The following is a 22,026-nucleotide window of genomic DNA, read 5'->3' on the forward strand; positions in this document are numbered from 1 at the left end:
CCCTCTACACCTGAGTATGTGCACCTGAACTCAAGCGCTGCCGCCGCAATCACGTTGAGTCGCGTCAACACATCCATTGGTGCTTCGGAATGGGGCGTCAATGGGGAGGAGGCATTGCAGGATTGTGATATGCGAAGGGCGGAAGGAATTGCCTACTCTGTTTGTCTTCGCTCTTTTCTTTTCACGGTGGATAAGAGCGTCAACAATCTTGCCGCTTGCCCGCCTTGCGGCGAGCGCAAACATATCGGGAGCAGCGCGTGATTGGATCGGATCTCCGCAGCGGCGTCGAGCGGCTCGGCGACATGATCGCCGAAGCGAAGACCATCGTGCCGTTCACCGGCGCGGGCCTCTCGACCGAGTGCGGCATCCCTGACTTCCGCTCGCCGGGCGGAATTTGGACGCGCTATCGTCCGATCCCGTTCGACGAGTTCGTGGCGAGCCAGGAGGCGCGCGACGAATCCTGGCGCCGGCGCTTTGCGATGGAGGAGGTGTTTGCCGCGGCAAAGCCGGGCCGCGGTCACCGCGCACTGGCCTCGTTGTACCGCGCCGGCAAGGTTCCCGCCGTGATCACCCAGAACATCGACAATCTGCACCAGGCCTCGGGGCTGGCCCCTGAGCACGTGGTTGAACTTCACGGGAATACTACTTATGCGCGCTGCATCGGATGCGGGCAGATCTTTTCGCTCGACTGGGTGAAGCAGAGGTTCGACGCCGACGGCGCCGCGCCCAACTGCACCAGTTGCGATGAGCCGGTGAAGACCGCCACGATCTCGTTCGGCCAGATGATGCCCGAGGACGAGATGCAGCGCGCGACCGCGTTGTCGCAGGCCTGCGATCTCTTCATCGCCATCGGCTCCTCGCTGGTGGTGTGGCCGGCGGCGGGGTTTCCGATGATGGCGAAGAACGCTGGTGCACGTCTGGTGATCGTCAATCGGGAGCCGACCGAGCAGGACGACATCGCCGATCTCGTCATCCGCAACGACATCGGTGAAACCCTCGGGCCCTTTGTCGAAAATTGAGGCATCAATTTGATTCGCTGCCGTGCAAGCTGTTCATAGGTTCCGGCGAATCTCTTTTTTGTCTATGCCTCGCAACCGGGAGTGTTATCTTTTGAGTCGAAAGATTCGCGTCGCGTCGAATTGAGAACATTCTCTTAAGACGCGTGATTCGAGAGCCGCCTATGTGGCGGGTTGCATGGCAGTGTGGGGTCCGGGGTTATGGGGTCGTCGGACGGATTTGAGTCCAAGAAGCTTGGAGTTCCCGGACAGAGCGCTTCGCCGGGGCGTTTGGCGCCGAGCGAGCATGGTGGCGCGGGCCGTGACACCGCGCTCAGTCCCTTCACCGGTCTCGGTGAGGCCAGCGCCAACCTCGTCGAGGTGACCGGAGTCATCAAATGGTTCGACGCCTCCAAGGGCTACGGCTTCATCGTTCCCGACAATGGCTGGCCCGATGTGCTCCTGCACGTGACCGTGCTCAGGCGCGACGGCTTCCAAACCGCTTACGAGGGCGCGCGTATCGTGGTCGAGTGCATCCAGCGCGCCAAGGGCTATCAGGCCTTCCGCGTGGTCTCGATGGACGAGTCCACCGCGATCCATCCGGCGCAGATGCTGCCGCCGCGCACCCACGTCACGGTTACCCCGACCAGCGGCCTGGAGCGGGCCCAGGTCAAATGGTTCAACCGGCTGCGCGGCTTCGGCTTCCTGACCTGCGGTGAGGGCACGCCCGACATCTTCGTGCACATGGAGACGCTGCGCCGCTTCGGCATGACCGAGCTGCGGCCCGGGCAATATGTGCTGGTCCGCTTCGGGCCCGGCTCCAAGGGCATGATGGCGGCCGAGATCCATCCCGAGACCGGATCGCCGGGCCTGCAGTCGCACTAATTTAGACGGGTCCGTTCCCGCAATCGTGAGCAGAGGCGCGCCGGCTGGCCGGCGCGCCTCTGGCTTTTCCGGCGACCGCCGCGTAAGGACTGCTCCAGTCCCACGCCTCGAGTATTCCCATGATGTCTGATCGAAAGGCCGTCTGGTCCGCTCTGAAGGGCTGGCTGGTCGCCATCCTCGTCGTTGCCGGCGCCACAGCGGCCACCGGGTCTGTTGTCCACGCCGCGAGCTTCCAGCCGCTCGAGATCGTCACCAAGAACGGCGTGCAGGTGTTCTCGGTCGAGATGGCGACGACCGAGGAGGAGAAGCAGACCGGACTGATGTACCGAAAGGAACTGCCTGATGGCAAAGGCATGCTGTTCGACTTTAATCCCGAGCAGGAAATCTCGATGTGGATGAAGAACACCTATGTCTCTCTCGACATGATCTTCATCCGCGCCGACGGCCGCATCCTGCGCATCGCCGAGAATACCGAGCCGATGTCGACCAAGATCATCTCGTCCAGGGGCCCCGCCCGGGCCGTGCTGGAGGTCGTGGCGGGAACGGCGCAGAAATACGGCATCCGCCCCGGCGACCGCGTCGGCCATCCGCTGTTCGGCAGCAAATAGGCCGGACAGGCGAGGGCGTTTCCGGGGCCGCAGGCGGCCTCCAGGAAGCTTGCTGGCGCATTGGGAAGCGTGTATCGACGGGGCTCGCAGGACATTCGGGGTATAGCGCAGCCTGGTAGCGCGGCAGTTTTGGGTACTGCAGGTCGTTGGTTCGAATCCAGCTGCCCCGACCAGTCCCGGCGATCCCCAGCGAGGCGTCCCAAGGCCGATACCGCCCCCTCCAGGCTCAGAACAGTAGCCAATTGAGCAGGCGCCAGCCGATCCAGGCGAGGGCGCATATCCAGCCAAACATCGCGACGACGGCGAGGCCGAGACCGCAGAGTGCGACCAGCGAGCTTCCGGTCTCCGGCGGCTCGGCAAGCGTCTTGTCGGCAAGCGTCTTGTCAGCAAGGGTCTTGGGTGCATCGACCTGGTTCGTTCCGTCGCCTTGCCCTGCTGCCTGCTCGTCCTTCACCACGGCTCGTTCGCGAATGTTCACCGGCACGCTCCAGCTCACATGGAGTAGGGGCAAGCGGGCACGCTGCGCACACCTTTCGACGCCCCTGATCGGGAAAAAGCTGCAACGCCTGGCGTGGTGATTGGTTGCGGCCGTCAGAGCCGAAAGGCACTGCGAACGCCTTGGCTCACGCTCATGGCGCGGCGACCTCAGCGCGAGATTCAAGCCGTTGCGCCCTTTGCAGCGGCACAGAATTGCGAGGGGCTCATCGAACCTTCCGTTCGTCGCCGCATACATTTCCCTATTGGGGATTTCAGCGCCCAATGTCTAAACGGACGCCGCCAAGCGATGATATTCCGCTTGCGCGGCGTTGCGCTTGTCAGCCGTTGTTTCTCAGGTCTGATCCGTCAGTTCGCGGCGTACCAGCCGGACGGAAACGGCACTAATGGCCAGACCGTCTGGTTGTCGTTGGCGGCCTTCGGCGGCTCATGGGCGGGCGTCCTTGCGATCGGGACGGGCGTCGTCGATCGCAGCGCCAGGCGCAGACATGCACATTGCAAGTTCATCGTGGTCGCCCCGCCCATCGAAACTTTTCAAAATACGTGTCGGTTCAAAATCACCGCGCCCCAAAAAAACGGCGCGCTCTCAAATCACGAACGCATTCTAGAAAAGTCGAGGCCGGCTTTCAACCAATCTCGCCGCTTGCGCACGAGAAGTAAGGTTGACCGGTTAGGTTAAGCGCGAGCAGTGGTTGCAGCCGCCCTGGTGATCGTTATCAGATAGACACCAACTCGCGATGGGCTGTCTGAATCCGTGCTCACACAGGGTCACAGTTCGTCGCGGCGCCTGCATCAGTCGAGTTCTGCGTCATGTCTTTCGACCGCGACTTCACAACCGCCGGTCCACAATCCGGTCCGCAATCGAACTGGACCGAAATCTGGCATCTCTGGACCGTGATCGTCCCACGCCGCTCGATCAATGGGCAGCTCGTTTACGGCAGGGTCTGGCGTCGCCACGACGGGCGCGACTGGATCTACAAGAAGTTCACCGAGTTCGACGGCGAAGAGGCGGCCTGAGCCGGCATTGCCGTCGTCAGGCCGAAATCGCTGTGCCTCGTCTCAGCCGGCCTTCGCCGCCGCAGCCGGTTTGGCCGGCGGCGGCTTCAGCGGCTTGTCCTGCTTCTTCGACCACGAAATGTAATAGGCCACGGTCGTCATGATCGCGATGCCTGCGATGCTGACGAATATCTGCGCCAGCAGCGAGCCCGAGCTCATCGACAGCTCGAAATGGCCGACGAAGGACAGGAATACGCCGACGCAGAACACCGCGAGCGACTGCTGGCCGCAGACGATCAGCGGATCGAACACCTTCCATTCCAGGCCCGGCCATTCCTTGGGCACGAAACGGATCACCAGGATCACGATCACGACGAAGTGCATGAAGCGGTAAGGTGCGAGGTTGGTTTTGTCGTTGGGGTTGAAGGCCGAGAACAGCCACTCCGGGAACATGCCGCCGAAGGTCGGGAAGCGGCCGGCCATGGTCATGACCAGTGCGAAGGCGAGATAGGCGAGGCAGAGGTAGAGCGTGACCGGCGCATTGATCAGCGCCGCCGAGCGCCGCGCGCCGCCCATGGCGCACCAGGCGCCGAACACGAACAGAACCTGCCAGCAAGAGGGGTTGAAGTACCACTGGCCGGCCGGATAGGCCGTCAGATTCCAGCCGAAATGGCGGGCTGCGAGCCACAGCACGATGGACAGCGCCATCGTCAGGTCCGGCTTGCGCAGCATGAACCACAGCACCGGCGGAAACAGTCCCATCAGCACGATGTAGAGCGGCAGCACGTCGAGATTGAGCGGCTTGAAGCGCAGGAACAGGCCCTGGCGCAGCGTCTCGGTTGCGTTGTCGACGAGGCCGGCGACGTTGAACTCGTTGATCATCTCGGAATCGCCGAAGCGCAGCGCGAGATAGCTGATCGAGGCGATGTAGATCACGAACAGGATGATGTGGGCGACATAGAGCTGCCAGACGCGCTTGGTGAGCCGGGTGGCGCCGACGATGAAGCCGCGCTCCAGCATCATCCGCGCATAGACGAAGGAGGCCGTGTAGCCGGAGATGAAGACGAACAGATCGGCTGCGTCGGAGAAGCCGTAATTGCGCGTCGTGACCCAGTTCACCACGTTGTCGGGGATGTGGTCGAGGAAGATCGCCCAGTTCGCGACGCCGCGAAACAGGTCGAGCCGGAGGTCGCGACCCTTGTCGGGAAGCGTTGCGCTGACGTTCAGGAAGGCCATGCGTCGGGAGCTCTCGGAAAGGACGGAAGCGCTGATATCGGTGAGGCCGGGCCGTCGGACGGGATCCCGGCGCGGAAGGCGGGTACGCAATTGTCACGGTGCAGCATAATGACTATACCCATAGGCAAGGCACCCCGGGAGCCGGAATCACCGCACGTTTCCCGAACGGTGTCTCTATACTATGCTGCAGTTTCCACCAACTGCCACCGTGACGCATCGGAATCGAACGAAAAAGACGAAGAGGCCCGGACCATCCATGACCGCACGCATTTTCAAACCCGCCAAGAACGCGATGCAATCCGGCCGGTCCAAGACGAAGGAATGGCAGCTCGATTACGAGCCGGAGCAGCCGCGTTCGGTGGAGCCGCTGATGGGCTGGACCTCGTCCGGAGACATGAAGCAGCAGATCACGCTGCGCTTCCACAGCAAGGAAGAGGCGGTCGCCTATTGCGAGCGCAAAGGCATCGCCTATCAGGTGATCGAGCCGCAGGAATCGATCCGGCGCCCGGTCGCCTATGCCGACAATTTCTCGTTTCGCCGCGGCGAGCCCTGGACGCATTGATCCTCGGCAAGCTCGATCGGTACGTCATGCCCGGGCTTGTCCCGGGCATCCACGTTTTTGGGGCGTGTGAAGTTCGTGGGTGGCCGGGACAAGGCCCGGCCATGACGGCAGATGGGTCTCTGCCAGCGCATGACGATATCGATCGCGTCCGATGATCCCCAACTGCGGATGGCTGCGATCCGGCCTCTGGCCCTTGGCACCGATTTCGCTCCGTGCTTCGCTTGCCGTCATGACGTGATCACGGCGGGGGTAGGGGTATGGCGGGGCGTGACCAGCTCGACGGCGTCGATCTGAAGATATTGTCCGAGCTGCAGCAGGACGGGCGGGTTCGCAACAACGAGCTGGCGCTGCGCGTCGGCGTGTCCGCGCCGAACTGCCTGCGGCGACTGAAATCGCTGTTCAGCCGGGGCGTGATCCGGGCCGTGCGCGCCGTCATCGACGAGCGGCTGCTCGGCTATGAGGTGGTGTCGTTCGTTTCGATCCAGCTCGGCAGCCAGGCTCAGCCGGTGCTGGAGGCGTTCGAGAGCTCGATATCAGCGATCCCGCGCATCCAGCAGTGCTGGCGCATTTCGGGCGACACCGACTATCTCCTCAAATGCGTGGCGCCGAGTGTCGAGAGCATGCGCCAGCAGCTCCTGCATTTTGCCGCGATGCCTGATGTGAAAAACGTTCGCAGCTTCCCGGTGCTGGGCGTCGCCAAGGACGTGCCGCTGCCGTTGCAGGAGGTCGCTGTCGCGGCGCCGGCCGGATAGGGGATCCTGAAAGAGACCACCGGGATTTCAACCAATCAAATCATTTACATGAGTCACTCACCTAACTGTGACATGTGATTTCGGAAGCCCTGCGATGCGCCAAGACGTGATTGTGGGGTCCGCCGCCCCGCCTAGATGCAAGGAGTGAACCTCAGCCTGCGTCGCATCCTGAGGCCTGTTTTGTGGGATCCTTGAAGCTGGAAGAGACACCATGACCTCGACCTCGAAGACGTTCGTCGCATCCGCCGCGGCGCTGTTCGCCTCCGCGTTTCTCATGATGACCGCGCCTGCCGCGCAGGCGGAAGACTACTGCATCACCAACGGCGCCCAGGCCGCTCATGGCTGCGGCTATCCGACGATGGAAGCCTGCCGGGCGGCGGCCGGCGGGATCGGCGGCACCTGCTCGCAGAGCGGCGGCGCGAAGACCTCGAACGACGCGATGGCCTATCAGCCGAAGCACACGCAGCCGCGCGCCAAGCTTCGCTCGGGCGGTCAGACCAACTCGAACTGAAGTTGAAATCGACATCGGTTTCGCGACGTTACGGCCTTCGGGATTTATCCCGGAGGCCGTTCGTTTTTCTCGGCCAGGCGACGGCTGGCGCGCCTCAGCGATAGCGGCCGCGGAATTCGCGCGGGCTCGCACCGGTCCAGGTCCGGAAGGCACGGGAAAAACTCTTCTCGTTGCGGAAGCCGGCGATTTCCGCGATGCGCTTGATCGGAGTGCGGCCGCGCAGCAGCTCCTGTTTCGCCAGCTCGAACTTCGCCTCCTCCTTGAGGTCGCGCAGCGAGGTGGCCTCCTCGCGCAGGCGCCGATGCATGGTGCGGGTTGAGAGCGCTAGCTCGCTGGCGACATCCTCCGCGCCGAGACTGCGTCCGCGCGCATGGCGAAGCACGCGGCGAACGCGCTCGACCAGAAGCCGGTCGCGCCGATAGGGCAGCACCGTCAGCCGCAGCGCGCCCTTGAGCATGCTGTCGAGATCGCTCGGGCTGCGCGTCAGCGGCAGCGACAGATAGTGCTTGTCGAAGACGATGCGCGCGCAGTCCGCATCGAAGCGCACGCTCTTGCAGAAGATGGTCGGATAGACCGAGACATGGCCGGGCTCGGAATAAGGGAATTCCGCTGCGCGGAGCGAGATTCCGGAATCCACCGCCCAGCAGGAGAAGCCGAGCACGTAGCGGAGCAGCGTGACGAGGCAGAATTCGCGCAAGGGCCCGAGTTCGCGCAGCTCCCGGATCGAGACGACCGCGGTCTCCTCGTTCAGTTCCAGATCGAGCAGCACGTCCTCGGTGATCAGGCGGTGATGCCGGCACCAGCGCTTGAGCGCGACCTCCAGTGTCGGCGCCGTGATCGAGGCGCGGCACAGCATGCCGTAGGTGCCCCAGGGCAGCCGCCGCGAGAACCAGCCGAGCGCCTCGTCGTCGAGCTCGCGCATGGCGTGGCCGGCAAGGGCCTCGAACTGGGCCGCCGTGACCCGCCCATCCGGAGAATTGACAAGGTCGGGGGCTACCTGACCCCGGCTGAGCGCCTCCGCCGGATCGCGGCCGTAGCGCTCGTAAGCGGCGATCACGCCGCGGACGAAGGCGGCGGGGGTCACGGCGCGACGCGAGGTTGCGGTCGTGGCTTGAAAAGGCATCGAAACTCCCTTGGAAAAATCCTCGCCAAGTTTGGCGGAAAATGCAACCTTTTCGACCGCCAGAGGGCCTCGATACCGCTAGGCTCGAAGGCCAAAATACGGAGGAATCGCCTTGAATATCCCGAGCATCGACTTCGATCTGGGCGAAGACATCGGCATGCTGCGCGACACGCTTCGCGCCTTCGTGGAGGCGGAGATCGCCCCGCGCGCGGCCGACATCGAGAAGGCCAATCTGTTCCCCGCGGACCTCTGGAAGCGCTTTGGCGACCTCGGCCTGCTCGGCATGACCGCGCCGGAGCAATATGGCGGCTCCAACATGGGCTATCTCGCCCATATCGTCGCCATGGAGGAGATTTCGCGCGGCTCCGCCGCCGTGGGGCTGTCCTACGGCGCCCATTCCAACCTTTGCGTCAACCAGATTCGCCGCAACGGCAACGATGCGCAGCGGCAGCGCTATTTGCCCAAGCTGATCTCGGGCGAGTATGTCGGCGCGCTGGCGATGTCCGAGCCCGGGGCCGGCTCGGACGTGGTCTCGATGAAGCTGCGCGCCGACAAGCGCGGCGACCGCTACGTGCTCAACGGCTCCAAGATGTGGATCACCAATGGCGGCGATGCCGACGTGCTCGTGGTCTACGCCAAGACCGATCCGGAGGCCGGGCCGCGCGGCATGACGGCGTTCCTGATCGAGAAGGGCTTCAAGGGATTCACTCATGGCCAGCATCTCGACAAGCTCGGCATGCGCGGCTCCAACACCTATCCCTTGTTCTTCGACGAGTGCGAGGTGCCCGAGGAGAACGTGCTCGGCAAGGTGGGCGAGGGCGTCAAGGTGCTGATGTCCGGCCTCGACTATGAGCGCGCGGTGCTGTCAGGCGGTCCGCTCGGGATCATGGCGGCCTGCATGGACGCGGTGGTGCCCTACATGCACGAACGTAAGCAGTTCGGCCAGCCGATCGGCGACTTCCAGCTGATGCAGGGCAAGCTCGCCGACATGTATTCGACCTGGCAGGCCACGCGCGCCTATGTCTATGCGGTGGGGCGCGCCTGCGACCGCGCCGACCACGCGCGCAGCCTGCGCAAGGATGCGGCGGCCGCGATCCTCTATTCCGCGGAGAAGGCGACGTGGATGGCGGGCGAGGCGATCCAGGCGCTCGGCGGGGTTGGCTACACCAGCGAATTCCCTGTGGGGCGTCTCTGGCGCGACGCAAAACTCTACGAGATCGGCGCCGGCACCTCGGAGGTTCGCCGCATGCTGATCGGCCGCGAATTGATGGCCGAGACGGCCTGACACGTTCATCCCATTGGAATCATCATGCCGCTCCATTCCAGCATCGACCCGTCGTCATCCGACTTCGCGCGCAATTCCGAGGCCATGCGCAGCCTCGTCGCGGATCTGCGCGAGAAACTGAGCCAGGTTGCTGGCGGCGGCGGCGAGGCCTCCCGCAACCGCCACACCGCGCGCGGCAAGATGCTGGCGCGCCAGCGCGTCGACCTCCTGGTCGATCCCGGCACGTCTTTCCTCGAGCTGTCGCCGCTCGCGGCGTATGGCCTCTATGGCGGCGACGTGCATTCGGCCAGCGTCGTCACGGGGGTGGGGCGCATTGCGGGCCGCGAATGCGTGATCGTCGCCAACGACGCCACCATCAAGGGCGGCACGTACTATCCCATGACCGTGAAGAAGCATCTGCGCGCGCAGGACATCGCACGGCAGAACAATCTGCCTTGCGTCTACATGGTCGATTCCGGCGGCGCCTTCCTGCCGCTGCAGGACGAGATATTTCCGGACGAGCGGCATTTCGGCCGCATCTTCTACAACCAGGCGCAAATGTCCTCACAGGGCATTCCCCAGATCGCGATCGTGATGGGCTCCTGCACCGCCGGCGGCGCCTATGTCCCCGCGATGTCCGACGAGAGCATCATCGTGCGCAATCAGGGCACCATTTTCCTCGGCGGCCCGCCGCTGGTGAAGGCGGCGACCGGCGAGGTCGTCACCGCGGAGGAGCTCGGCGGCGCCGACGTACATTCGCGGCAATCAGGCGTGACCGACCATTACGCCCAGAACGATGCGCATGCGATCGGCATCGCCCGACGCATCGTCGGCACGCTGAAGCCGCCGGTGCGGCCGAACCTCAACATGCATCCGCCGCGCGAGCCGCTGTTTGCAGCGGAGGAGATCTACGGCGTGGTCCCGGTCGACGGCAGAAAGCCGTTCGACGTGCGCGACATCATCGCGCGCGTGGTTGATGGTTCCGGGTTCGACGAGTTCAAGAAGCTCTACGGCACGACGCTGGTGTGCGGCTTCGCCCATATCTGGGGCTACCCGGTCGGCATCATCGCCAATAACGGCATCCTCTTCAGCGAAAGCTCGCTGAAGGGCGCGCATTTCATCGAGCTGTGCTGCCAGCGTGGCATTCCGCTTGTTTTCTTGCAGAACATCACCGGCTTCATGGTCGGCAAGAAATACGAGGCCGGCGGCATCGCGCGCGACGGCGCCAAGCTGGTGACGGCGGTCGCGACCGCCTCGGTGCCGAAATTCACCGTCGTGATCGGCGGCTCCTACGGCGCCGGCAATTACGGCATGTGCGGCCGCGCCTACTCGCCGCGCTTCCTCTGGATGTGGCCGAATGCGCGCATCTCGGTGATGGGAGGCGAGCAGGCCTCGATGGTACTGAGCCAGGTCCGCCGCGACAACATCGAGGCCAAGGGCGATAGCTGGTCCAGGGAAGACGAAGATAAATTCCGCGAGCCGATCCGCGCGCAATATGAGAGTCAGGGGCATCCGTATTATGCGACCGCGCGTCTCTGGGATGACGGCGTGATCGACCCGGCCGACACGCGCCTCGTGCTCGGCCTCGGCCTCTCGGCGGCGTCGAATGCGCCGATCGAACCGACGAAATTCGGCCTGTTCAGGATGTAATGCGATGGACCGCTCAAAGCTCTACCGGCGTTTCCGCACGCTCCTGATCGCCAACCGTGGCGAGATTGCCTGCCGCGTCATCCGCACCGCGCGCGCCATGGGGCTGCGTACGGTCGCGGTCTATTCCGAAGCCGATCGCGATGCGATGCATGTCGCGCTTGCCGATGAGGCGGTGCTGCTCGGGCCCGCGCGGGCGCGCGACAGCTACCTCAACATCGAGCGGCTGATCGAGGCCGCGCGCAAGACCGGCGCGGAAGCCGTGCATCCCGGCTACGGCTTCCTGTCGGAGAATGCCGAGTTCGCGCAGGCCTGCCTCGATGCAGGGCTCGTCTTCGTCGGTCCGACCGCCGAGATGATGAATGCGATGGGCTCGAAGTCCGGCTCGAAGGCGCTGATGGAGAAGGCCGGCGTGCCGCTGGTGCCCGGCTATCACGGCGAGGCCCAGGACGAGGCGACGCTTTCCAAGGCTGCGGACAAGATCGGATTCCCGATCCTGGTGAAGGCCTCCGCCGGTGGCGGCGGGCGCGGCATGCGCATCGTGCGCTCGGCGGACGAGCTGGGACCTGCAATCGTCAGCGCCAAGCGCGAGGCCAAGGCTGCGTTCGGCGACGACCGCATGCTGATCGAGAAATATGTCGACAATCCCCGGCATATCGAAGTGCAGGTGATCGGCGACAGCCACGGCAATCTGCTCTCGCTGTTCGAGCGCGAATGCACGCTGCAGCGCCGGCACCAGAAGGTGATCGAGGAGGCGCCGTCGCCGACGCTCAACGCGGCGCAACGCGAAACCGTCTGCGCCGCGGCGCGCAAGGCGGCGGGCGCGGTGAACTATGTCGGTGCCGGCACCATCGAATTCGTCTCCGACGGCAAGGACGTGTTCTTCATCGAGATGAACACGCGTCTCCAAGTCGAGCACCCCGTGACCGAGCTGATCACCGGCATCGACCTGGTCGAATGGCAGCTGCGCGTCGCCTTCGGGGAAGCGCTGCCGCTCAAGCAGGACGAGATCAAGCTCAACGGCCACGCCGTCGAGGCACGCGTCTACGCCGAGAACCCGACCAAGAACTTCATGCCGTCGGTCGGCAGGATCTCCACCTGGCGGCTGCCAGCGGAGACGGGGGGCTTGCGCATCGATGCCGGCTATCGCGAGGGCGATACGGTGTCGCCGTATTACGACGCCATGCTAGCCAAGATGATCGCCTGGGCGCCGACGCGCGATGTCGCGATCGACCGCCTGAACCGCGGGCTGGAGGTATCCGACGTTCGCGGCATCGTCACCAACATCCCCTTCCTGTCGGCGCTGATGACCCATCCGAAGGTGCGGACCAACGCGATCGACACCGGCTTCATCGAGCGCGAGCTGGCGGTGCTGACATCCGCATCGCCGGCCCCCGGCGAGCTCGAGCTCTGTGCTGCGGTCGCCGCCATCGTCAACGCGGAGCAGCAGGCCGCGCATGCGCAGGCGAACTCGCCCTGGCAGACCTTCGGCTGGCAGCCGGTCGGCCGCCGCCAGCGCAATTTTGCCTTCCGGGTTGGCCACGGGCCCGAGCAGAAGATTTCGCTCAACTACGGCAGCGGTCCCTCGACGCTGGTGATCGGCGAGCGCGAGCTGGCGTTCGCGATCGCTACGAAAGAGGGCGGCTTCGACCTGACGCTGGACGGCGTCAAATCGTCCGTCGCGGCCGTGATCGATGGTCATGAGCTGTATTTGCGCACCCGCAACGGCCGCTTCGACCTGCATTGGGTCGATCCGTTCGGCGGCGAGAGCGAGGAGCAGACCGGCGAGGACAAGATCGCGGCGCCGCTGCCGGGCACCGTCGTCGCCGTGCTCGCCGAGGAGGGGGCCAAGCTGGAGAAGGGCGCGCCCATCCTGACCCTCGAAGTCATGAAGATGGAGCAGACGCTGCGCGCGCCCTATGCCGGCGTGCTGAAATCCGTCAAATGCAAGGTCGGCGACATCGTGCAGGAGGGCATAGAGCTCGCCGTGGTCGAGCCGTCCGGAGAGTGACATGAGCGATTCCGTGCGCATCATCGAGATGGGGCCGCGCGACGGCCTCCAGAACGAGAAGACGCCCGTCAGCGTCGAGGCCCGCATCGCCTTCATCGAGGCGCTGGTCGGAGCTGGGCTCGATACGGTCGAGGTCGGCGCGTTCGTCTCGCCCAAGGCGATCCCGCAGATGGCGAGCTCGGATGCCGTGCTGCGTGGCGTTGCCCACGTGACCAACGCCGAATTCCACGTGCTGGTCCCGAACGAGAAGGGTTACGACGCCGCGCGCGCCGCCGGCGCCAAAGTCGTTTCCGTGTTCGCGGCGGCCTCGGAGGGCTTTTCGCGGGCGAACATCAACTGCACGGTCGCGGAGTCCATCGAGCGGTTCAGGCCGGTGCTGGCACGTGCCAAGGCTGACGGCGTGCCCGTGCGCGGCTATATCTCCTGCGTGCTCGGCTGTCCCTTCGACGGCGCGATCAAGCCGAAGGCAGTGGCCGATCTCGCGAGTACGCTGTTCGGGCTCGGCTGCTACGAGATTTCGCTCGGCGATACCGTCGGCGTCGGCACACCTGCCAAGGCGAAGGAGATGCTGCGCGCGGTCAGCGCGAACATCCCCGCAGCCAAGCTCGCGATGCATTTCCACGACACCTATGGCCAGGCGCTCGCCAATCTCTATGCGGGGATGGAGGAGGGCGTGCGCGTCATCGATGCCGCCGCGGGAGGCCTCGGCGGCTGTCCGTATGCGCCGGGCGCGACGGGCAACGTCGCGACCGAAGACGTCGTCTACATGCTCGAAGGCATGGGCATCCGCACCGGCGTCGACATGGACCGGCTGTTGGCTGCGACGAACGAGATGAGCCGCGTGCTGGGCAAGCCGCCCGTGAGCCGCGTGGCTTCCGCGCTGAACGCCAAGAAGAAGAGGGCGGCTTCCTAATTCTCCGTCATTGCGAGCGAAGCGAAGCAATCCAGAATCTTTCCGCAGCGGCAGTCTGGATTGCTTCGTCGCAAGGGCTCCTCGCAATGACGACTGAGAGAGTTTTCAAGCCGCCCTCAGGCCGACATCCGGCAGGCGCGGCCGGTTCTTGAGCGCCTTCGCCATCATGGCTTCGACCTCGGCCTTCTCCTGCGGCAATAGCGCGAGGCGCGGCGGACGGGTCAGCGCGGTGCCGCGGCCCATGATGTGCTCGCACAGCTTGATGCACTGGACGAGGTCCGGCCGTGCGTCGAGATGCAGGAGCGGCATGAACCATTCGTAGAGCGGCATCGCCTCCGCAAAGCGTCCCGCCTTGGCGAGGCGGAACAGCGTCTCGCCTTCGCGCGGGAAGGCGTTCGACATGCCAGAGACCCAGCCCACGGCGCCCATGGCGACGCTCTCAACGATGACGTCGTCGAGGCCCGCGAACAGGACGAAGCGGTCGCCGACCATGTTGCGGGTGTCGATGAAACGCCGCGTGTCGCCCGAGGAATCCTTGAAGCAGACCACGGTCTCGACGTCCGCGAGCGAGGCCAGGATGTCCGGCGTGACGTCGTTCTTGTAGATCGGCGGATTGTTGTAGAGCATCACCGGCAGGTCGGTGGCGCTGGCGACGGCGCGGAAATGCGCAGCAGTCTCGTGCGGCTTCGAGGAATAGACCAGCGCCGGCATCACCATCACGCCGTCGATGCCGACGCGCGCGGCTTCCTTGGCGGTCTCGACGGCAAAGGCGGTGGTGAACTCGGCGATGCCGCACAGCACGGGGACGCGGCCGTTCGCGACCGACTTCGCGGTCTCCATGATCGCGACCTTCTCGTTGCGCTCCAGCGAGGTGTTCTCGCCGACCGACCCGCAGACGATCAGGCCGGAGACGCCGTCGCGGATCAACCCGTCCATGACCTTGGCGGTCGCATCGATGTTGAGCGACAGGTCGTCGTTGAATTGGGTGGTGACGGCCGGGAAGACGCCTTCCCAGGAGATGCGTGGGCTCATTGTTTGGCTCCGATTGGAATTGTGCCGGCGGATCGTTCGATTCGCCGGGCATTGACGTGAAGGGAATCGATGGGGGTCAGAGCGTCGCGCCAACCTTGCGCAGCTCGGCGAGAACAGGAGCCTTCGGCAGCCAGATCTTGTCGAACTCGGCGATGACGGCCTCGGTGTCCTTGGCATCGACCTGGCGGATCGGGATCGGCGCTTTCTTGAAGTTCTCGATCAGCGCGGGCTCGTTGCCGGCAAGCTCGTCGATCTGCGCGTCCAGGGTCGACTTGATCGACTTGGTGATCAGCTCGCGGTCGGCTGCGGGGAGCGACTGCCAGACGCGGCCGGAGACGACCGCCGCCATCGGCATGAAGACGGCGTTCATCTGCAGGATCACCTTCGACACCTTGTCGAAGCGCTGGTTCCAGGAGAATTCGAGATCGGCCTCGAGGCCGTCGACCTGGCCGTTGGCCATGGCGTCGAACACCTGCGGCGTCGGGATCGGCGTCGGCGCCGCGCCGAGCGAGGAATAGAAGTCGCGATAGACCGGTGTTGGGTTGATGCGGAGCTTCATGCCCTTGATGTCGGCGAGCGTGTTCAGGTCCTTGGAGGAGAACACCGCGCGCATGCCGGTGATGCCCCAGCCGAGCCCGATGGTGCCGGTCTCCTGCGGCAGCACGTCGAACAGCTTCACCGCCGCCGGATGCCGCACGAATTTCGCCACCGCCGGCGTCGAGCGGACGATGTAGGGCGCGTTGATCGCGGCGATGTGCGGCACGCGCGAGCCGAGCTCGGCGGCCTGGATGAAGCCCATGTCGAGCGCGCCGGACTGCAATTGCTGCATCATCGCGGGCTCGTTGCCGAGCTGGCCGGAGTGGAACACCGTCAATGTCAGGCGGCCGTTGGTGGCAGCCTTGAGCTCATCGCCGAATTTGAGCGCGGCCTTGTTCCAGGAATGGCCGTTCGGCGTGATCAGGCCGAGGCGGAATTCCTTGGCCTGGGCGAGCGCCAGCGATGGTGCGAACACCGAGGCGGCGGCACTGGCGGCGAGAAAGCGGCGGCGAGACAGCGGCATGGTCGGGCTCCTTTCGGATGGGTCTATTTGACGAGGATCAGCGAGAGCGAGGGATAGAGCGAGAGCAGAACAAGGAGGACGCAGGAGATGACGAAGAAGGGCAGCGTCACCATGAACATCTTGCCGGGCTTGGCACCGGTGACCGCGGCCGCAACGAAGAAGCAGAGCCCGACCGGCGGCGACAGCAGGCCGAGCACGAGGTTGATCACCACCACGACGCCGAACTGCCGGGGATCGATGTGATAGACCTCGGTCGCGACCGGCAACAGGATCGGCACCGTCATGATCAGGCCGGGAATGCCGTCGATCACTGTGCCGATCACCAGCAGGATGACGTTGCAGATCAGCATGAAGCTGACCGGGTCCTTGGCAACGGTCTGGATCCAGGCGGCAGTCTCCTGCGGCACCTTGCCGAAGATCAGCACCCAGGAGAACACGGCCGCGGCCGCGACCAGGAACAGCACGATCGCCGAATAGATGGCGCTGCGCAGCATCATCTGCGGCAGCTGGGAGAACTCGAACTCCCTGGTCCAGAATTTTCCGACCAGTGCGGCGGCGACGGCGCCGACGGCCGCGGATTCGGTCGCGTTGGCGAGGCCGCCGAGGATGCTGCCGACGATGACGATCGGAATCAGCAGCGTCGGAGACGTCCGCAGGATCGTCATGATGCGCTGGCGCGGCGTCTGATGGTCCGCGCGCGGATAGTTGTAGACGTATCCCATCAGCGCGATGACGAGGCAGAACATCACCGTCAGGATCACGCCCGGTACGATGCCGGCAATCAGCATGTCGCTGACCGAGACCTGCGCCAGCACGCTGTAGACCACGAACATCACCGAGGGCGGGATGATCGGGCCGAGCATGCCGCCATAGGCGGTGAGGCCGGCCGCGAAGGTCTTGTCGTAACCCTTCTTCTCCATCTCCGGCACCATGATCTGGGCCATGATCGCGACCTGCGCCGTCGCCGAGCCCAGGATCGAGGAGATGAACATGTTGGCGAGGATGTTGACGTAGGCGAGCCCGCCCTTGAGCGAGCCGACGAAGGCCATTGCCATATCGACGATGCGCCGAGTGATGCCGCCGCCGTTCATGATCTCGCCGATCAGGATGAACAGCGGGATGGCGATCAGGCCGTAACTGTCGACACCGCCGAACAGCTGGAGCGGATAGGACTGGAACAGAACCGGATTGCCGGATGCTGCGATATAGACGAGGCCCGCGAGGCACAGGCAGAGGCCGATCGGCACACCGACCAGCATGAACGCCATGAAGGCCGCCGACGTGATCATCAGTTGACCCCGTCCAGCTCGGACAGCTGAAAGCCTTTCGGTGCGGTGCGCGCGACCAGCTCGAGATCTTCCAGCAGATTGGCGAGGCCGTGAACGGTCATCGATACCGCGAAGATCGGCAGCGTCAGGTAAAGCACCCAGGTCGGCCAGTTCAGCGTCTGGGTGCGCTCGGTGTAGAGGAAGTTGAAGGTCTCGGCCGCGAGCTTGCGGCCGTCAAACCCGGCGCGGGCGAGCCCGACGGGGTCCATCCAGAGCACGCAGGTCACGATCAGGGCGACGCCGAACACGACGACGAGGCCGGTCGAGATCACCTTGGCGAGCCTTTGATGCTGGGGTGAAAGCCGTTCCGTCAGCATGGTCACCGCGAAATCGAGCCGCAGTCGCGTCATCGCGGACGCCCCGATGAAGGTCAACCACACCACGCAATAGACCGCGGATTCATCGATCCAGTAGATCGGGAAGTGCGAGTAGCGGGTGACGACATTCACCAGGATCAAGCCCGTGAGCAGGTACATCAGCCCCATCAGCGCGAGGCGCTCGACCGCGAGCAGGATGCTCGAGGCCCCGATGACCATCCGTCGGAGGCCGAAGGCGCGCGTCGCCGGCATCGTCTGCTCGATCATGAAGAAGGCCCCATTGCCCGCAAGATTTGTCGTGCGATTGCCAAATGTATAATTTATACATTTGGGGTGTCAAATGGAGATTGCGGCTCCCGTCGCGGCGTGCACGCGCTTTTGCCGGGACGTGATGGGCCCACCATGCAAGACAGGGACCGCTTCGGCTGGATGAGTCGGGGAAAGAAGACGGAAGGTTAGATGAAAGCGCCTCTGAAGCATCGCACCTTGTCGGCCGCGATCGTCGACCAGCTCCGGCAGGCGATCCTCGACGGCACCTATCCGGCTGGATCGCAACTGCGCCAGGATGCGCTCGGCGAAGCCTATGGCGTCAGCCGCATTCCCGTGCGCGAAGCGCTGTTTCAGCTGGAGGCGGAAGGTCTGGTGCGGATCGTTCCGCAGAAGGGCGCCATCGTCTCGGAGCTGTCGCTGGACGAGATCAACGACGTGTTCGACCTGCGCCGCATCCTGGAGCCGCGATTGCTGGCGCAATCGGCGCCGCGATTCACGGCAGGGGATTTCGAGGGGCTCGACGACATCCACAAGAGCTTCGAGAAGGCGATCAAGGCGAGAAACGTCAGCGAGTGGGGCCAGCTCAACGCCGACTTCCACATGGCGCTCTACGTCCACGCCCCGCAGCCGCGCACCCGCACGATCGTGCTGTCGCTGCTCCAGACCAGCGACCGCTATACGCGCCTCCAGCTCTCCAATACCAAGGCGATGGGCACTGCCGAGAAGGAGCACGCTCAGCTGATCGCGCTCTGCCGCGCGGAGAAGGTCGAGGAAGCCTGCCGCTTCCTGGAGCGGCACATCGAAGCCGTGCGCAAGGATCTACTGCAGGTCGTGGCGAGCGCGCCGAAGGGGCGGCGAAGGGAGGTTTCGTAGGTGGGTTAGCCGAAGGCGTAACCCACCGCTGTTCGTTTCCGCAGCGGCAGAAGAGGTGGATTACGCCTTCAGCTAATCCACCCTACGGCGCCGGTGACCACTATCTGCTCCCGTCCGGCCCCATCACCAGATCCGGAAGCCAGGTCGAGATCCCCGGCACGAAGCACAGCAGCAGCACCGCCAGCATCATCAGGAGCACGAAGGGCAGGGTGCCCCAGATCACCTCGCGCAAGGGGATGTCCGGCGCGACGTTGCGGATGACGAAGATGTTGAGGCCGACCGGCGGGTGGATCAGCCCCATCTCCATCACGATGGTCATGACCACGCCGAACCAGATGATGTCGAAATTGGCGGCGCGGAGCGGCGGCAGGATGATCGGCGCGGTCATCAGGATGATCGAGACCGGGGGCAGGAAGAAGCCGAGCACGACGACCATGACGAGGATCGCAAACAGCAGCTCCCAGCGCGGCAGGTGCATCGCGACGATGGCTTCGGCCACCGATTGCGAGATGTGCAGATAGCTCATCACGTAGGAATAGAGCAGCGACATGCCGATGATCATCATCAGCATGGTCGATTCCCGGATCGTCGACTTCATGATGGGAGCGAGGTCGCTCGGCCGCCACACGCTGTAGATCGCGGCGATCAGCGCCAGCGCCAGCAGGCCGCCGAGGCCGGCGGTTTCCGACGGCGTGGCGTAGCCGCCATAGAGCGCGATCATGACGCCGGTGAGCAGCAGCACGAACGGGATCACGCGCGGCAGCACGCTGAAGCGTTCGGCGAGCGTGTACTCGTCACGATGCAGGATCGGCGCCTCCGGTCCGCCGTTCTTGTAGGCCAGTTCGGCGGCAGCATATTCCTGACGGAAGCGGATCACGGCATAGGCGCCGAACAGGAAGACAAGCAGAAGGCCGGGCCCGATGCCGGCGAGGAACAGCCGCCCGAGCGACTTTTCGGCGGCGACCGCGAACAGGATCATGGTGATCGAGGGCGGCAGCAGGATGCCGAGCGTACCGCCGGCGGCGATGATGCCGGCGGCAAAGCCGCCGGAATAGCCGCGCTTGCGCATCTCGGGGATGCCGGCCGAGCCGATTGCCGAGCAGGTCGCGGGCGAAGACCCCGCCATCGCCGCGAACAGCGCGCAGGCGAACACGTTGGCAACGCCGAGGCCGCCGGGCACGCGATGCAGCCAGGCATGCAGCGCCGAATAGAGATCCTGTCCCGCGCGCGACTTGCCGATCGCAGCGCCCTTCAAGATGAACAGCGGGATCGACAACAGCGTGATCGAGGCCATTTCCTCGTAGACGTTCTGCGTCACCGTATCGAGCGACGCGGCGGGCATGTAGATGGCCATGAAGGCGACCGCGACCGCGCCGAGTGCGAACGCGATGGGCATGCCCGAAAACATCACGAGCAGCGTCACGATCCCGTAGGCGACGCCGATACCGAGAACGCTCATGGCCGCTTGGCTCCGGCGAAAGGCAGCGCAAGCTGCACGAGGATCTGGATGCAGAGCAGGCTCATCCCGAGCGCCATCAGGGTGTAGGGAATGGCGAGAGGCGGCGACCACATCGAGTTGGAGACCTGGCCGTCGACATAGGCTTCGTGCGCCAGCGTCCAGGATTTCCAGGTGAAGAAGGCGCAGAACAGGAACGTGGCGGCATCGACCAGCCAGAGCCGGACCCTGTTTGCGAGCGGCGAGAGCAGGCCGACGAACGCCTCGATGCCGATGTGCCCGCGATGCTGCTGCACATAGGCCGCCGTCATGAAGGTCGCGCCGACCAGCAGGAACACGGCGGCCTCGTCCTGCCAGTAGTTCGCGGCCTTGTACAGTGCGCGGCTGAGCACGCTGTAACTCAGGATCGCACAGGCCGCGACCAGTGCGATCGCGGCGAACACGACGATGATGCTGTTGAGGATGGCGAGACCGCGATCGATCGCCGCCGCAAGGCCGGTCCCTGCGGCAGTGTTCGGCTGGTCATCACGATCCGGAAGCGGACCGTGACTCATGCCGCGACGTCGTTGGCGAGCTTGAGCAGGTTCGCAGCGGTCGCGGTCTTGGCGGCGTAGTCCTTCCAGGCCGTGTCGCGGGCGATGTCGCGCCACTTGCCGACGGTCGCCGCGTCGAGCGCCGAGACCTTGGCGCCGGCCTTCTCGTAGACCTTGGCGACCTCGACGTCGTCATCCTGCGCGCCCTTGCGGCCGAAGGCTTCGAGCTCGGTGCCGACCGCGAGCAGGATGTCCTGATGGTTCTTCGGCAGCTTGTCGAAGATCGCCTTCGACATCATCAGCGGCTCGAGCATGAACCAATAGGAGGCGCCGGCCCCTGATGTCAGCGACTTCGCGACCTCTTCGAGGCGGAACGAGATCAGGCTGGTCGAGGAGGTGATGCCGGCATCGCAGGCGCCGGTCTGCATCGCGGCGTAGATTTCGTTCGAGGGCACCGACAGCACCGAAGCACCGGCGGTCTGGAGCACCATGTCCATCTCGCGCGAGCCGCCGCGCACCTTCAGGCCCTTGGCGTCCTCAGGCGCGACGATCGGCTTGGAGCGGCTGGCGACGCCGCCGGCCTGCCAGACCCAGGTGAGCAGGATGATGCCCTTGTCGGCGAGGAAGTCGGTCAGAGCCTTGCCGACCGGCTCTTTCTTCCAGCGCAGGCCCTGGTCGTAGGTGGTCACGAGACCCGGCATCAGGCCGATATTGGTCTCCGGCACTTCGCCGCCGGCATAGGGCATCGGATAGAGGCTGATGTCCAGCGCGCCCTTGCGCATCGCGGAGAACTGCGCGTTGGTCTTGATCAGAGAGGAGTTCGGATAGATCTCGGCGGCGATGTCGCCATTGCTGCGCTTTGCAATCTCTGCAGCGAACATGCGGCAGAGCCGGTCGCGGAAGTCGCCCTTGTCGATGGTGCCGCCCGGGAATTGGTGCGAGATCTTCAGCGTGGTGGCGGCCTGCGCCGTACCGGTGCCGACGCGGAGAATGGCGGGCGCGGCGACGGCGGTCGCGAGGAGGTGGCGGCGCGTGAGCATGGTGTGGTCCCCTTGGGCGTTTCTCGGAGTGTTCTTGGCGGAGTTGATTTGGGCTGGGTTCTTCGAGACCGCGTGGCCGGTCCAAGCCGGTCTCCATCCGATGATCTCTCATCTGATAG

23 protein-coding genes and 1 tRNA gene are annotated in these 22,026 nt (G+C 64.6%); 14 read left to right on the forward strand and 10 right to left on the reverse strand.

The window, feature by feature from the left end; all coding sequences use genetic code 11:
• Positions 1-257: 257 nt before the first annotated feature.
• From LPJ38_RS24025 to LPJ38_RS24040, 4 genes are all read left to right on the forward strand, one after another.
• Positions 258-1,019 carry an SIR2 family NAD-dependent protein deacylase gene (locus LPJ38_RS24025; RefSeq protein WP_167520467.1) on the forward strand — a complete coding sequence of 254 codons (762 nt, stop codon included), beginning with the start codon at positions 258-260 and terminating at the stop codon, positions 1,017-1,019.
• Between the two features lie 198 nt (positions 1,020-1,217).
• A complete protein-coding gene (locus tag LPJ38_RS24030) occupies positions 1,218-1,880 on the forward strand; it encodes a cold-shock protein (protein WP_167520468.1) in 663 nt (220 codons plus the stop codon).
• Between the two features lie 119 nt (positions 1,881-1,999).
• Positions 2,000-2,488, forward strand: coding sequence for a DUF192 domain-containing protein (locus LPJ38_RS24035; protein WP_145633406.1), 489 nt, complete (start codon positions 2,000-2,002; stop codon positions 2,486-2,488).
• 96 nt (positions 2,489-2,584) lie between these two features.
• A tRNA-Pro gene (locus tag LPJ38_RS24040) sits at positions 2,585-2,661 on the forward strand.
• Between the two features lie 53 nt (positions 2,662-2,714).
• On the opposite strand, the gene LPJ38_RS24045 is transcribed toward LPJ38_RS24040, so the two are convergent.
• On the reverse strand, positions 2,715-2,966 hold the full coding sequence (locus LPJ38_RS24045; protein ID WP_145633409.1) for an RNA-binding protein: 252 nt from the start codon (positions 2,964-2,966) through the stop codon (positions 2,715-2,717).
• A 153-nt stretch (positions 2,967-3,119) separates the two neighbouring features.
• Between LPJ38_RS24045 and LPJ38_RS24050 the strand changes: the two genes are divergently transcribed.
• Complete coding sequence (locus tag LPJ38_RS24050; protein WP_158644760.1) at positions 3,120-3,662, forward strand: hypothetical protein; 543 nt, start codon at positions 3,120-3,122, stop codon at positions 3,660-3,662.
• Positions 3,663-3,793: 131 nt separating this feature from the next.
• Complete coding sequence (locus LPJ38_RS24055; RefSeq protein ID WP_145633412.1) at positions 3,794-4,000, forward strand: hypothetical protein; 207 nt, start codon at positions 3,794-3,796, stop codon at positions 3,998-4,000.
• 42 nt (positions 4,001-4,042) lie between these two features.
• Here LPJ38_RS24055 and LPJ38_RS24060 read toward each other — a convergent pair whose 3' ends face one another.
• The gene (locus tag LPJ38_RS24060) at positions 4,043-5,215 is read right to left on the reverse strand and encodes an OpgC domain-containing protein (protein WP_145633415.1); all 1,173 of its coding nucleotides are present in this window, start codon (positions 5,213-5,215) and stop codon (positions 4,043-4,045) included.
• Between the two features lie 256 nt (positions 5,216-5,471).
• Between LPJ38_RS24060 and LPJ38_RS24065 the strand changes: the two genes are divergently transcribed.
• From LPJ38_RS24065 to LPJ38_RS24075, 3 genes are all read left to right on the forward strand, one after another.
• The gene (locus tag LPJ38_RS24065) at positions 5,472-5,777 is read left to right on the forward strand and encodes an ETC complex I subunit (protein WP_008567648.1); all 306 of its coding nucleotides are present in this window, start codon (positions 5,472-5,474) and stop codon (positions 5,775-5,777) included.
• 257 nt (positions 5,778-6,034) lie between these two features.
• Positions 6,035-6,529 (forward strand): Lrp/AsnC family transcriptional regulator, encoded by a 495-nt coding sequence (locus tag LPJ38_RS24070; protein ID WP_145633418.1) that lies wholly within the window; start codon positions 6,035-6,037, stop codon positions 6,527-6,529.
• Between the two features lie 211 nt (positions 6,530-6,740).
• The gene (locus tag LPJ38_RS24075; RefSeq protein WP_145633421.1) at positions 6,741-7,040 is read left to right on the forward strand and encodes a DUF3551 domain-containing protein; all 300 of its coding nucleotides are present in this window, start codon (positions 6,741-6,743) and stop codon (positions 7,038-7,040) included.
• 94 nt (positions 7,041-7,134) lie between these two features.
• Here LPJ38_RS24075 and LPJ38_RS24080 read toward each other — a convergent pair whose 3' ends face one another.
• Complete coding sequence (locus tag LPJ38_RS24080; protein WP_145633424.1) at positions 7,135-8,163, reverse strand: AraC family transcriptional regulator; 1,029 nt, start codon at positions 8,161-8,163, stop codon at positions 7,135-7,137.
• A gap of 157 nt (positions 8,164-8,320) precedes the next feature.
• Between LPJ38_RS24080 and LPJ38_RS24085 the strand changes: the two genes are divergently transcribed.
• The 4 genes from LPJ38_RS24085 to LPJ38_RS24100 are packed head-to-tail and all read left to right on the forward strand — an operon-like array spanning position 8,321 to position 13,998.
• Entirely contained in the window at positions 8,321-9,448 is a 1,128-nt protein-coding gene (locus LPJ38_RS24085) for an isovaleryl-CoA dehydrogenase (RefSeq protein WP_145634487.1), read from the forward strand.
• A 24-nt stretch (positions 9,449-9,472) separates the two neighbouring features.
• A complete protein-coding gene (locus LPJ38_RS24090; RefSeq protein ID WP_145633427.1) occupies positions 9,473-11,077 on the forward strand; it encodes a carboxyl transferase domain-containing protein in 1,605 nt (534 codons plus the stop codon).
• Between the two features lie 4 nt (positions 11,078-11,081).
• A complete protein-coding gene (locus LPJ38_RS24095) occupies positions 11,082-13,085 on the forward strand; it encodes an acetyl/propionyl/methylcrotonyl-CoA carboxylase subunit alpha (RefSeq protein ID WP_167520470.1) in 2,004 nt (667 codons plus the stop codon).
• A 1-nt stretch (position 13,086) separates the two neighbouring features.
• Positions 13,087-13,998, forward strand: a complete 912-nt coding sequence (locus LPJ38_RS24100; RefSeq protein WP_145633432.1) for a hydroxymethylglutaryl-CoA lyase — start codon at positions 13,087-13,089, stop codon at positions 13,996-13,998.
• Between the two features lie 105 nt (positions 13,999-14,103).
• On the opposite strand, the gene LPJ38_RS24105 is transcribed toward LPJ38_RS24100, so the two are convergent.
• From LPJ38_RS24105 to LPJ38_RS24120, 4 genes are all read right to left on the reverse strand, one after another.
• Positions 14,104-15,030, reverse strand: coding sequence for a dihydrodipicolinate synthase family protein (locus LPJ38_RS24105; RefSeq protein WP_145633435.1), 927 nt, complete (start codon positions 15,028-15,030; stop codon positions 14,104-14,106).
• A 76-nt stretch (positions 15,031-15,106) separates the two neighbouring features.
• On the reverse strand, positions 15,107-16,090 hold the full coding sequence (locus tag LPJ38_RS24110) for a TRAP transporter substrate-binding protein (protein ID WP_145633437.1): 984 nt from the start codon (positions 16,088-16,090) through the stop codon (positions 15,107-15,109).
• Between the two features lie 23 nt (positions 16,091-16,113).
• The gene (locus LPJ38_RS24115; protein WP_145633440.1) at positions 16,114-17,379 is read right to left on the reverse strand and encodes a TRAP transporter large permease; all 1,266 of its coding nucleotides are present in this window, start codon (positions 17,377-17,379) and stop codon (positions 16,114-16,116) included.
• On the reverse strand, positions 17,379-17,987 hold the full coding sequence (locus LPJ38_RS24120) for a TRAP transporter small permease (protein WP_145634499.1): 609 nt from the start codon (positions 17,985-17,987) through the stop codon (positions 17,379-17,381). The genes LPJ38_RS24115 and LPJ38_RS24120 overlap by 1 nt, the downstream gene beginning before the upstream one ends.
• A 207-nt stretch (positions 17,988-18,194) precedes the next feature.
• Between LPJ38_RS24120 and LPJ38_RS24125 the strand changes: the two genes are divergently transcribed.
• Entirely contained in the window at positions 18,195-18,878 is a 684-nt protein-coding gene (locus LPJ38_RS24125; RefSeq protein WP_145633443.1) for a GntR family transcriptional regulator, read from the forward strand.
• A gap of 100 nt (positions 18,879-18,978) precedes the next feature.
• Here LPJ38_RS24125 and LPJ38_RS24130 read toward each other — a convergent pair whose 3' ends face one another.
• From LPJ38_RS24130 to LPJ38_RS24140, 3 genes are read right to left on the reverse strand one after another with little or no spacing between them, the layout of a single operon-like run.
• On the reverse strand, positions 18,979-20,337 hold the full coding sequence (locus LPJ38_RS24130) for a TRAP transporter large permease (protein WP_145633445.1): 1,359 nt from the start codon (positions 20,335-20,337) through the stop codon (positions 18,979-18,981).
• The gene (locus LPJ38_RS24135) at positions 20,334-20,888 is read right to left on the reverse strand and encodes a TRAP transporter small permease (protein WP_145633448.1); all 555 of its coding nucleotides are present in this window, start codon (positions 20,886-20,888) and stop codon (positions 20,334-20,336) included. The genes LPJ38_RS24130 and LPJ38_RS24135 overlap by 4 nt, the downstream gene beginning before the upstream one ends.
• Positions 20,885-21,907 (reverse strand): TRAP transporter substrate-binding protein, encoded by a 1,023-nt coding sequence (locus LPJ38_RS24140; RefSeq protein WP_145633450.1) that lies wholly within the window; start codon positions 21,905-21,907, stop codon positions 20,885-20,887. The genes LPJ38_RS24135 and LPJ38_RS24140 overlap by 4 nt, the downstream gene beginning before the upstream one ends.
• Positions 21,908-22,026: the final 119 nt, after the last annotated feature.

This window comes from Bradyrhizobium daqingense (assembly GCF_021044685.1).
GTDB lineage: Bacteria > Pseudomonadota > Alphaproteobacteria > Rhizobiales > Xanthobacteraceae > Bradyrhizobium > Bradyrhizobium daqingense.

What these genes read in the sequence shown, in the direction of transcription:
- LPJ38_RS24030 (WP_167520468.1), top strand. Translation starts at nt 1,218, where the DNA reads ATGGGGTCGTCGGACGGATTTGAGTCCAAGAAGCTTGGAGTTCCCGGA.
- LPJ38_RS24035 (WP_145633406.1), top strand. Translation starts at nt 2,000, where the DNA reads ATGATGTCTGATCGAAAGGCCGTCTGGTCCGCTCTGAAGGGCTGGCTG.
- LPJ38_RS24050 (WP_158644760.1), top strand. Translation starts at nt 3,120, where the DNA reads ATGGCGCGGCGACCTCAGCGCGAGATTCAAGCCGTTGCGCCCTTTGCA.
- LPJ38_RS24055 (WP_145633412.1), top strand. Translation starts at nt 3,794, where the DNA reads ATGTCTTTCGACCGCGACTTCACAACCGCCGGTCCACAATCCGGTCCG.
- LPJ38_RS24060 (WP_145633415.1), bottom strand. Translation starts at nt 5,215, where the DNA reads ATGGCCTTCCTGAACGTCAGCGCAACGCTTCCCGACAAGGGTCGCGAC.
- LPJ38_RS24065 (WP_008567648.1), top strand. Translation starts at nt 5,472, where the DNA reads ATGACCGCACGCATTTTCAAACCCGCCAAGAACGCGATGCAATCCGGC.
- LPJ38_RS24070 (WP_145633418.1), top strand. Translation starts at nt 6,035, where the DNA reads ATGGCGGGGCGTGACCAGCTCGACGGCGTCGATCTGAAGATATTGTCC.
- LPJ38_RS24075 (WP_145633421.1), top strand. Translation starts at nt 6,741, where the DNA reads ATGACCTCGACCTCGAAGACGTTCGTCGCATCCGCCGCGGCGCTGTTC.
- LPJ38_RS24080 (WP_145633424.1), bottom strand. Translation starts at nt 8,163, where the DNA reads ATGCCTTTTCAAGCCACGACCGCAACCTCGCGTCGCGCCGTGACCCCC.
- LPJ38_RS24085 (WP_145634487.1), top strand. Translation starts at nt 8,321, where the DNA reads ATGCTGCGCGACACGCTTCGCGCCTTCGTGGAGGCGGAGATCGCCCCG.
- LPJ38_RS24090 (WP_145633427.1), top strand. Translation starts at nt 9,473, where the DNA reads ATGCCGCTCCATTCCAGCATCGACCCGTCGTCATCCGACTTCGCGCGC.
- LPJ38_RS24095 (WP_167520470.1), top strand. Translation starts at nt 11,082, where the DNA reads ATGGACCGCTCAAAGCTCTACCGGCGTTTCCGCACGCTCCTGATCGCC.
- LPJ38_RS24100 (WP_145633432.1), top strand. Translation starts at nt 13,087, where the DNA reads ATGAGCGATTCCGTGCGCATCATCGAGATGGGGCCGCGCGACGGCCTC.
- LPJ38_RS24105 (WP_145633435.1), bottom strand. Translation starts at nt 15,030, where the DNA reads ATGAGCCCACGCATCTCCTGGGAAGGCGTCTTCCCGGCCGTCACCACC.
- LPJ38_RS24110 (WP_145633437.1), bottom strand. Translation starts at nt 16,090, where the DNA reads ATGCCGCTGTCTCGCCGCCGCTTTCTCGCCGCCAGTGCCGCCGCCTCG.
- LPJ38_RS24115 (WP_145633440.1), bottom strand. Translation starts at nt 17,379, where the DNA reads ATGATCACGTCGGCGGCCTTCATGGCGTTCATGCTGGTCGGTGTGCCG.
- LPJ38_RS24120 (WP_145634499.1), bottom strand. Translation starts at nt 17,987, where the DNA reads ATGCCGGCGACGCGCGCCTTCGGCCTCCGACGGATGGTCATCGGGGCC.
- LPJ38_RS24125 (WP_145633443.1), top strand. Translation starts at nt 18,195, where the DNA reads ATGAAAGCGCCTCTGAAGCATCGCACCTTGTCGGCCGCGATCGTCGAC.
- LPJ38_RS24130 (WP_145633445.1), bottom strand. Translation starts at nt 20,337, where the DNA reads ATGAGCGTTCTCGGTATCGGCGTCGCCTACGGGATCGTGACGCTGCTC.
- LPJ38_RS24135 (WP_145633448.1), bottom strand. Translation starts at nt 20,888, where the DNA reads ATGAGTCACGGTCCGCTTCCGGATCGTGATGACCAGCCGAACACTGCC.
- LPJ38_RS24140 (WP_145633450.1), bottom strand. Translation starts at nt 21,907, where the DNA reads ATGCTCACGCGCCGCCACCTCCTCGCGACCGCCGTCGCCGCGCCCGCC.